Here is a 4,501-nt window from a genome sequence, read left to right as displayed (position 1 = left end):
GCCGTGGAAGCCATTTGCTCTGCCGATAATAAAAGACCCTTGACAGATTATGTTTATGTTCATGTACCGACGATAGTGAATTATTCGATCAACTTTACTTATTACATAAGAAAAGACGATGCCTCTTTGGCAAGCAATATTCAGTCAGCTGTAGAAGCAGCAACCGCTCAGTTCAAGGCATGGCAGAAAGAAAAGCTTGGCAGGGATATAAATCCGTCTGAACTGACGAGGAGAGTCATAAATGCAGGGGCCAAGCGAGTGCAAATAACACAACCTGTATTCGTGAAACTTGAACAATATCAAGTGGCGAAGGATATAACCACCAACATAATTTATGGCGGGTTAGAAGATGATTAATCTTAAAGAGCTGAGTTTGCTAGATATATTGCCTGAAAACATAAAAACAGATGAATCAGCTGCCAATGCTGCCGAGGCAATAGATCATGGGTTACGGGAAGCCACAGGCGATATAAAGTACGCATTGATAATACCAAGGATAGATGAACTTCCTGACTCGGTTTTGGATTTGTTGGCATGGCAACTTCACGTAGATCTGTATGATCCAGATTGGGCTGAAGAAATTAAACGTGGGCTAATTAAAGAATTTGTTGCGTGGCATCAAGTAAAAGGCACAAAAGCAGGAATATTGGGATTACTCAGTGTTTTAGGCTATAGCAACGTTGGAATTATCGAATATCATGAAGCCAAGCAGGCATATCTTAATGCTGGGATGCTTTTTGCAGACGGTACATGGTTAGTAACCGACAATTCTCCGAAAATAATACAAAGAGCATATGATGTGTCTGGTTGGCCTGATATTCCTCATTGGGCACAGTTCGCCGTTAAGCTAGATCTAGTCGAAGCGGCAAGAGTAGAATGGCTAAACGAAATAAAATGGGCAATTGAAGAAATGAAACCTGCACGGGCATGGCCAATTTGGTTTTATGTCATGAAGTTAAACATGGATATGGCTATATTAGTAAAATGCACAATGCCAAGATTGTATATGCTCATGCAAGCCCAAAAATATTATCCATGGTGCAAGCTCATGGTTGATGGTTCATGGACCGTTGGGCCAGACCCGAAACCATACACGATTGATATCACTGGACGACTTATCGCAGACGGCTCGTGGAAAGTAGGAGAACTTATATTTTTTGAACCGGTAGAAACCATATACCCATGCATGGCTGAAGGATTTCTTACAATTATCCCTCATATCGTTTCAATAGGGCATCCTTGGGATCTACGTGAAGATGATCGTATCCCCTTGAGGGCTGATGGCTCATGGCAGGTCGGATATGCGAACATTGTCAATGCAGTAGCTCAAAAATACATCACCAAAAACATCATCACAGAAACGATTATACCGTCATGGGAAGAGACCCATAAAACGTCTTGGGAATGGATGTATGCCAAAAAGCCACATGATGTAGTAGAACCGAAAATAGACGGACAACTTGTAGATGGTTCATGGCTCATTGGAGGCCATCCGTTAGGGCTCACGGTTAATGGAACTTGGGATGTAGGCCTAGATCCAATAAAGGCATTTGGTTTTATAAATTACGCAACCTATGTGCAAGCACCGATAGGGGGGGTGATGGTCGGATATGATGAAAATATTTTTGTTGATGGCTCTTGGAATGTCGGTGATTCTGGCCCAAGGGCTTCAGCAAAGATAACATATTTATAAGAAGGAGGTAGGAAGATGGCTGAAGCGGTGATAATAAATCAATTTCGTCAAAGACTTGCAAAACACATGTATGACGGATCGGCGCTGCCAAAAGTTAAATACATGGCTTTTGGTGATGGTGGGCATAACCCAGATCTTACGCCAAAAGCTATGGATCCGGCGCGTACTACTTTATATCATGAACGGCTTAGAAAAGAGCTGAGTAATGTTACGCAAGAAGATCCAATGAGCGTGACGGGGACTGGGAGGCTCGAAAAAGACGAGCTTGTTGGCGCTAGAATTTCGGAGGTGGGGCTATTAGATGAAAGCGGGTATTTAATAGGCTATAGGTGTTTTTCTCCAAAAATTAAAGATACAGACGAGACCTATGAAGTGGAAATTAAAATCAGATTTTAATGGAGGTGAAGATGCATGGCATTACCGTACAGCACAATAGGCAGACATCCGGATTCGTTCCCGGCCGTGCCTAGTGCATGGAATGAGAAATATGACAAGATAGATGCCAATTTTTCGAATCTCGACACTCGCGTGGTCGGATGCGAAACGGAAATTGATGATGCCAAAGGTGACAAACCGACTTTGGCAGACATGCTTGCATATTTGCAGGAGCAAGTAGAAGGCGTTAGTCCCGACATGCAAAATGCAATCTTAGGGGTCCTTCTGGGGTCAATGGATCTTGGGAGTCTAGCAAACAGAGAAATTATCAAGACTTTAACCAAGAGATTCCAAACGGGCACAGTGATAATCGAAAACAAGGGGATCATTTCGGGTTGTACAATAACAAAATCGGCCACAGCAACAAGAAATATCAATCTGGCGAGTGGGCAGGCCTTTGCAGGCGGGATGATCATCCCAATTGAGGCAGAAACAAATGGCGCTGCAATACCAAGTAACTCATCTGGCATGGCAAAATATTGCTACATATATCTTGCTATGGGTGCTACAAAATGGGAAGCTTTCTGCACAGAATTAGACAAATCTGTCCCAGCCAATGGGATCCCGCTATATCGCGTAACTGTCCCGGCCGGCAATACTGAAGCCAATGATCCATATATTAGCAACGTTACACTAACCGATGTGAGAAGACTTGAACCGGATGCGCCAACGTCTTTTATAAGTGCGCCCTTCGTGTATGTGTCGTTGCCTTTCGATATGCTTGATACCAATTACGCTATTGACCTTGATGTTTATGACTTTGTAGGCGGTGGATTTCAGCTTGGATACGTTTATGCAGATGAAAGGCAATCAAATGGCTTTAAGATTTGCCTGAATGGCACCGCCGATAATGTTAAAGTGCGCTGGACAGCAAAGAAGTTCAGCTTATAGGGGGTGATGTGATGATAATTACCAAAATCCAACCTGGACCTTATGCGGAAGTAGCTTTAGAGGGGACAAAATTAATTGTAGAAGATATAGAAATCGACTTGGAGGAAGAGCAGAAAGACAGTCAGACAATTATAGATATTTGCAGGAAAAATGGAGAGATGTATATTGGATTAAGGGATGCATATGTTGTTTCAATAATAATCCCGCCTGCAAAATATGAACTTGTAGAAACCGAAGAGCTTGATGATGAAGATAATCCAGTATACAGCGTTAACAAAATTCCACTTGATCTCGAATCGGTGGAATTAATTTTATGGCAATATCAAAAAGAGGAAGAGGAGGTAGCATAAAATGCCAGTAATATTTACTAAGGATACATTAAGAGCATCAGTCGAGGCCGCAACGGGGGGGCAAATAACTGTTCTGTATGATGACAAAGGGTTCCCATCCTACATGGTGAGAATACCGAAATTTAATCTGCAGGATATTGATCCAATTTATGGTTCAGGCGTGCATCCTGCCTTTATCGTTGGCGGCATAGAAAAATCGGAGATATTGATTGGCGCCTTCCAGGCGAAAATATATGATGGGCGCGCCTGTTCGATACCTCATGTTGACCCAACGACATCAATCAATTTTGACAATGCCAAAGCAGCCTGCACTGCAAAGGGTGCAGGGTGGCATCTTATGACCAACTGGGAATGGGCAGCAGTTGCTCTATGGTGCCTAAAAAATGGATTTCAACCTCGTGGGAATACCGATTATGGTAGATCGCACGAGGCAACGTATGAAACTGGGACCAGAGTGGATAACGTTGCTCCAGGAACTACTTCTGGAACTGGAAGGACGTTAACTGGTTCTGGACCTGCATCGTGGAGGCATAACAATACGTTTACCGGCATTGCCGATCTTGTTGGCAATGTCTCGGAATGGGTGGATGGGCTAAAACTTGTAGACGGCAAAATACTTATGCCGTCAGATAATAATTTTTCATTGGATGAAGTCAATTGGCCCGATACGGGGGTACGATTTGATTCAACGGCCACTGGAGATGAAAGTTCTTCAGGTGATATTGGCGATCCGGTGATCTCCAATGAGATCACAAAATATGCCGGACCAGTTGGAGATAATGGATATTACGGATATCTTTCTATAGCTAATTGGAAAGATCTAATCAAAAAGGTAGATTATAACATTCCAGCTTCAATGCTGCAGGCAGCAATTGCACCGATTACCTTAAGTGATGGGACATATTCACAAGATCCTAAAGGATATCTTTATATACGAAACTATGGGGAGCGCTTCCCGCTTCGTGGCGGCTTTTGGCCCGATGGTGCGACTGCGGGCCTGTTCTGCTTGCACCTGTCCAACGCTCGTTCGTTCGCGCCTAGCGACCTTGGGTTTCGCCCGGCTTTTGTTGGGTAATCTGGGTTCTGAAGAGTGTAATCTGTTGGACGGGCGATAGCCCGTCCTCTTTTTTGG

General features: G+C 43.5%; 6 protein-coding genes. All 6 read left to right on the top strand.

The features are described 5' to 3' along the window. On the top strand, window positions 1-357 hold a 357-nt coding region (locus LHW48_00865; GenBank protein MCB5259013.1), incomplete at its 5' end, for a baseplate J/gp47 family protein. Then, window positions 350-1,693, top strand: a complete 1,344-nt coding sequence (locus LHW48_00860; GenBank protein ID MCB5259012.1) for a phage tail protein I — start codon at window positions 350-352, stop codon at window positions 1,691-1,693. The genes LHW48_00865 and LHW48_00860, both read left to right, overlap by 8 nt. A gap of 15 nt (window positions 1,694-1,708) precedes the next feature. Continuing rightward, on the top strand, window positions 1,709-2,089 hold the full coding sequence (locus tag LHW48_00855; GenBank protein MCB5259011.1) for a hypothetical protein: 381 nt from the start codon (window positions 1,709-1,711) through the stop codon (window positions 2,087-2,089). A 15-nt stretch (window positions 2,090-2,104) separates the two neighbouring features. Continuing rightward, complete coding sequence (locus LHW48_00850) at window positions 2,105-3,019, top strand: hypothetical protein (GenBank protein ID MCB5259010.1); 915 nt, start codon at window positions 2,105-2,107, stop codon at window positions 3,017-3,019. 11 nt (window positions 3,020-3,030) lie between these two features. Beyond that, complete coding sequence (locus tag LHW48_00845) at window positions 3,031-3,369, top strand: AAA family ATPase (GenBank protein ID MCB5259009.1); 339 nt, start codon at window positions 3,031-3,033, stop codon at window positions 3,367-3,369. A gap of 1 nt (window position 3,370) precedes the next feature. After that, window positions 3,371-4,444 carry a formylglycine-generating enzyme family protein gene (locus tag LHW48_00840; GenBank protein ID MCB5259008.1) on the top strand — a complete coding sequence of 358 codons (1,074 nt, stop codon included), beginning with the start codon at window positions 3,371-3,373 and terminating at the stop codon, window positions 4,442-4,444. The last annotated feature ends 57 nt before the right edge of the window (window positions 4,445-4,501 follow it).

Source organism: Candidatus Cloacimonadota bacterium, assembly GCA_020532355.1.
In the GTDB taxonomy this organism is placed as follows: domain Bacteria; phylum Cloacimonadota; class Cloacimonadia; order Cloacimonadales; family Cloacimonadaceae; genus UBA5456.
This window is presented reverse-complemented; position numbering and strand designations above follow the sequence as displayed.